General features: G+C 61.3%; 6 protein-coding genes and 1 pseudogene. 4 read left to right on the top strand and 3 right to left on the bottom strand.

What is annotated here, in order from left to right:
• The coding region (locus tag VK725_RS02125) for a DesA/ISL3 alpha bundle tail domain-containing protein (protein WP_422653309.1) at positions 1-210 on the top strand (210 nt) is incomplete at its 5' end.
• A 115-nt stretch (positions 211-325) separates the two neighbouring features.
• Here the strand turns inward: VK725_RS02125 and VK725_RS02120 are convergent.
• The 3 genes from VK725_RS02120 to rpmB all read right to left on the bottom strand — a co-directional run bounded on the left by VK725_RS02120 (position 326) and on the right by rpmB (position 1,368).
• Positions 326-730, bottom strand: a complete 405-nt coding sequence (locus VK725_RS02120; RefSeq protein WP_325316407.1) for a thiol-disulfide oxidoreductase DCC family protein — start codon at positions 728-730, stop codon at positions 326-328.
• Positions 731-952: 222 nt separating this feature from the next.
• Positions 953-1,120, bottom strand: a complete 168-nt coding sequence (rpmG, locus tag VK725_RS02115) for a 50S ribosomal protein L33 (protein ID WP_126675274.1) — start codon at positions 1,118-1,120, stop codon at positions 953-955.
• 11 nt (positions 1,121-1,131) lie between these two features.
• A complete protein-coding gene (gene rpmB, locus VK725_RS02110) occupies positions 1,132-1,368 on the bottom strand; it encodes a 50S ribosomal protein L28 (protein ID WP_090449535.1) in 237 nt (78 codons plus the stop codon).
• A 398-nt stretch (positions 1,369-1,766) separates the two neighbouring features.
• On the opposite strand from rpmB, the gene secB reads away from it, so the two are divergent.
• The 3 genes and pseudogenes from secB to VK725_RS02095 all read left to right on the top strand — a co-directional run.
• Positions 1,767-2,267, top strand: a complete 501-nt coding sequence (gene secB / locus VK725_RS02105; protein WP_325316406.1) for a protein-export chaperone SecB — start codon at positions 1,767-1,769, stop codon at positions 2,265-2,267.
• A 29-nt stretch (positions 2,268-2,296) separates the two neighbouring features.
• On the top strand, positions 2,297-3,322 hold the full coding sequence (locus tag VK725_RS02100; protein WP_325316405.1) for an NAD(P)H-dependent glycerol-3-phosphate dehydrogenase: 1,026 nt from the start codon (positions 2,297-2,299) through the stop codon (positions 3,320-3,322).
• 95 nt (positions 3,323-3,417) lie between these two features.
• Positions 3,418-3,921: pseudogene (locus tag VK725_RS02095) on the top strand (ATP-dependent helicase); the annotation flags it as partial.

Below are 3,921 nucleotides of genomic sequence, written 5' to 3'. Positions count from 1 at the left end.
ATGCAGGCCGTGTTGGCCAAGCGCCCGACGCTCAGCACCGTGTGCGAATTCCGCAATCGTTTGGCTGATCTGATGGAACAGCGCGGTGCCGAGCAGGCACTGAAGGGCTTGCAGCAGTGGGTGACGGAAGCCGAGCAGAGCGGTATCCGCGCACTGCAGGAATTCGCCCAGCGCTTGAAGGGTTACTCGTTGGTCGGCAGCAACGCCTGATTTTCCGCGCTGCGATCCATCTGAATGCAAAAGCCCGCCTTTCGGCGGGCTTTTTGTCGATCGGCGAGAAATTTCCGGCTGTCGTGCGTGCCGGGAAACTTTGCCAGCCGTGCACTCACGACATAAAGCGCGAACGCTGCTCGGGTGTGGGCACAAAGCACTGTTCGCTGCGGCCGAAAAAACGATAACGATGGCGCGCCACAAAGCGGTATGCCACATCACGCATTTTTTGTGGGAACGCCAGGATCGTTGCGCTCAGCCAGTGCCAGCGTCGTTGCGGTAAAGCGCGAAGAACGCGGGCGATGGCGGTGGTGTCGGTGTAACCCTGATCGTTCTCGACCAGCAGCATGGAAAACGGTGAGCTTGGATCGAGACCGTGGGAGATCAATAGTTGCTTGCCGCTTTCCGATTGCATCGCGGCGAATCGGTAGCGGCCTTCGCGATCGTGTTCCAGCAGAAAGCGAATCCAGCGGCTGCAGAGCAGGCAGACGCCGTCGTAGACAACGATAGGGGAGTTCATTGAGTTGCTCATCCGCCACGATCTCCCAGCCAATGTGCTGCACTACAAGTTTGCCAGCCATCGGCAATCGTGTGTTGCGGATGAAAGCATGACGGTGATCCGAGGCTGACAAGCAGGCAAAGAAAACCCGCCTTGCGGCGGGTTTCTTTTAAGGCACTGGACCCCAGCTTTCGCTGGGGTGACGTTGCGGTAAACCATGCGCTGCGCGCATGGACCGTTACGTCACTTGATCTTGCCTTCCTTGTAGATCACATGCTTGCGCACAACCGGATCGTATTTCTTGAACTCAAATTTGTCCGGGGTGTTCTTCTTGTTCTTCTGCGTGGTGTAGAAGTGGCCGGTACCGGCCGACGAGATCAAACGGATCTTGTCTTGCTTGCTGTTAGCCATGACTTATCTCCTCAGACCTTTTCGCCACGGGCGCGCAGATCGGCAATCACGGCCTCGATGCCTTTCTTGTCGATGGTGCGCAGCGCCTGGTTGGAGACGCGCAGTTTCACCCAGCGGTTTTCGCTGGCGACCCAGAAGCGACGCTCATGCAGGTTGGGCAACCAGCGGCGACGGGTTTTGTTGTTCGCATGCGAGACGTTGTTACCAGTCTGCACGCCTTTTCCGGTGACTTGGCATACACGGGCCATGATGACCTCCGTAATTTTGTTTACCGCCCGTTGGCCAGGGCGACATCGGCCCAGTGGCGCTTTGCGCCACGCGATACTGGAGGGTGTTGCTTTCGGGGGTTGCCGTGAGGTTCGCATCGCGTCGCGAACGTGCCCGAAGAATCGGGCCGGCATGGCCGAGCCGTGCATTCTCTCAGAAAAACAGGCGGATGCGCAATCTTTGATCAGCTGGCACCCCGACGGCAGCGCTGACTGTCGTTCCCGGGGTGCCTGTTCCGAGAAAAGGGCGCATTCCCTGTCGGCGTTACCGTTTTCAGCACCTTAAGGCGGCAAGCGTCTCATAGCGGCAATCGGGGATGTATGGAACAATCCTCTCCTTTGCGCTTATTGCGCTTGCTCAATTGAACTGAGGGAATCTCATGGCAGAAGTCACCAACGGCCAGACCAACGGCCCCGCCAACCAGCCGCAGCTGATGCTCCAAAAGATCTACGTCAAGGACGTCTCGTTCGAGGCCCCGAACGCACCGCAGATCTTTCAGGACGTGGCCGAACTGACCGATGCCCCGCAGGTTCAGCTCAATCTGAGCCAGCGCGCAACGGGTCTGGGCAACGATATGTACGAAGTGGTGCTCAGCCTGACCCTTACCTGCACGGTGAACGAGCGCACCGCTTATCTGGCCGAAGTGCATCAGGCCGGCTTGTTCGGCATCGCCGGTTTCAGCGAGGCCGATCACGCCGGCATCATCGGCAGCTACTGTCCGAATCTGCTGTTCCCGTACGCGCGCCACACGATCTCCACGCTGGTACAGGAAGGCGGCTTCCCGCCATTCTTGCTGCAGCCGATCAATTTCGAAGCCCTGTACGCTGAGCAGGCACGCCGCATGGCCGGCGGCGGCGAGGCTCCCACGCTCAACAGCTGAGCCATTTAGACCCTACTTGGGCTCTCTTCATGAATGATCAGCCGATCCTGGCTGTCCTGGGTGCCGGTTCCTGGGGGACGGCACTGGCCACGCTCGCCGCGCGCAATGGCGTCGTCACCCGTTTGTGGGGGCGCGACGCTGCCGCGCTTGCCGAGATGGCGGCCACGCACCGCAATCATCGTTATCTGCCGGACCTCGAGCTGCCGCCCAATCTGGTTTTCGAGCCCGATCTGGCCGCGGCGCTGCGCGGAGCCACGATCGTCCTGATCGTGGTGCCCAGCCACGCGTTTGCCGAAATGCTCGCCGAGATCGACTCGATGCTCGATCCGGCGGCCAATATCGCCTGGGCGACCAAGGGCTTCGAGCCGGGCACGGGCCGCTTCCTGCATGAGCTCGTGGCCGAAAAGTTTCCGGGCCGCGCAGCGGCAGTGATCACTGGACCGTCCTTCGCGCGCGAAGTCGCCTCCGGCATGCCCAGCGCGGTCACGGTGCACTCGGAGAACGAAGTGTTCGCCCAGCAGCTCGCGACCCTGCTGCACGCGCCGAACTTCCGTGCCTATACCGGCAAGGATGTGCTGGGTGCGGAGCTCGGTGGTGCCATGAAGAACGTGCTGGCCGTGGCGACAGGAGTCGCCGACGGCATGCAGCTGGGTTTGAACGCGCGCGCCGGACTCATTACGCGCGGCATGAACGAGATGCTGCGCCTTGGCGTGGCGCTCGGCGCGCGGCCGGAAACGCTGATGGGCCTGTCGGGCCTGGGCGATCTCGTGCTCACCTGCACAGGCGATCTTTCGCGCAATCGCCGTCTGGGCATTGCGCTGGGGCACGGCATCGGCATCGACGATGCAGTCAAGCAGATCGGTCAGGTTGTCGAAAGCGTCGTCACCGTGGACGAAGTGGTGCGCCTGGCCGACAAGCACGGCCTCGATCTTCCCATCAGCAAAGGTGTGCGCGCCGTGCTGCATGGCGAGGTTACGCCAGTGGAAGGATTGAAGGCTTTAATGGCGCGCGAGCAGAAGCCTGAATACCCCCAGGGCTTGTTTGGGCCGTATTGAGCAACAGTTCTATCGATTCGTCCGCAAACGGTTGCGGAAAGAACCCGAATCGCTGCTAAGCTCAAGGTTTTGATCGCTCCAGGGATCGCATGCGCATGCACGTACCGGACGAGAAACACCACGGCGATCCTTCCACGAAGGGGGATGAGCGCGGCGAGGAAGCCTTGCCCGGCGTATGGCGCAAGCTGCTCGCCAAGCCGGCGGCCGCTGCCGTGCACGATCACACGGTGCTGGGTTTCTTTTTCGAGGTGATGCCGGAGGAAGGTGTCCCTTACGCGCGGCTGGATGCAGCTCCGGTGTTGCTGGCGCCGGTTGAGCACGGACGCTTTGCTCGGCCGATGCCGCTCGAAAGCAAAATGCTCGCGCACACCACGCTGCAGTCGTTGGAGCAGCGGTTGGCGACCGCTGTGCTGGGCTTGCCGCAAACCTTGCGCAAGTCGCGCAGCTACGCGCGTCTGTCCGGGCACGTCGGCAATTCGCTTCTGGCCGAAATGCTCGATACCGCGCCGTGCTTCCTGGGCGGCCTTGCGGGCTTGCGTCTCTCGCGCGGCAAATCGCATCAGCTCAATTGGCATTGGCATCTGGAAAACGACGGCAGC

Origin of the sequence: Dyella sp. (genome assembly GCF_035486915.1) — a bacterium.
Classification (GTDB): Bacteria; Pseudomonadota; Gammaproteobacteria; order Xanthomonadales; family Rhodanobacteraceae; genus Dyella_B.
Note: the sequence above shows the minus strand (reverse complement) of the source record. Positions and strands in the feature narration are given on the sequence as shown.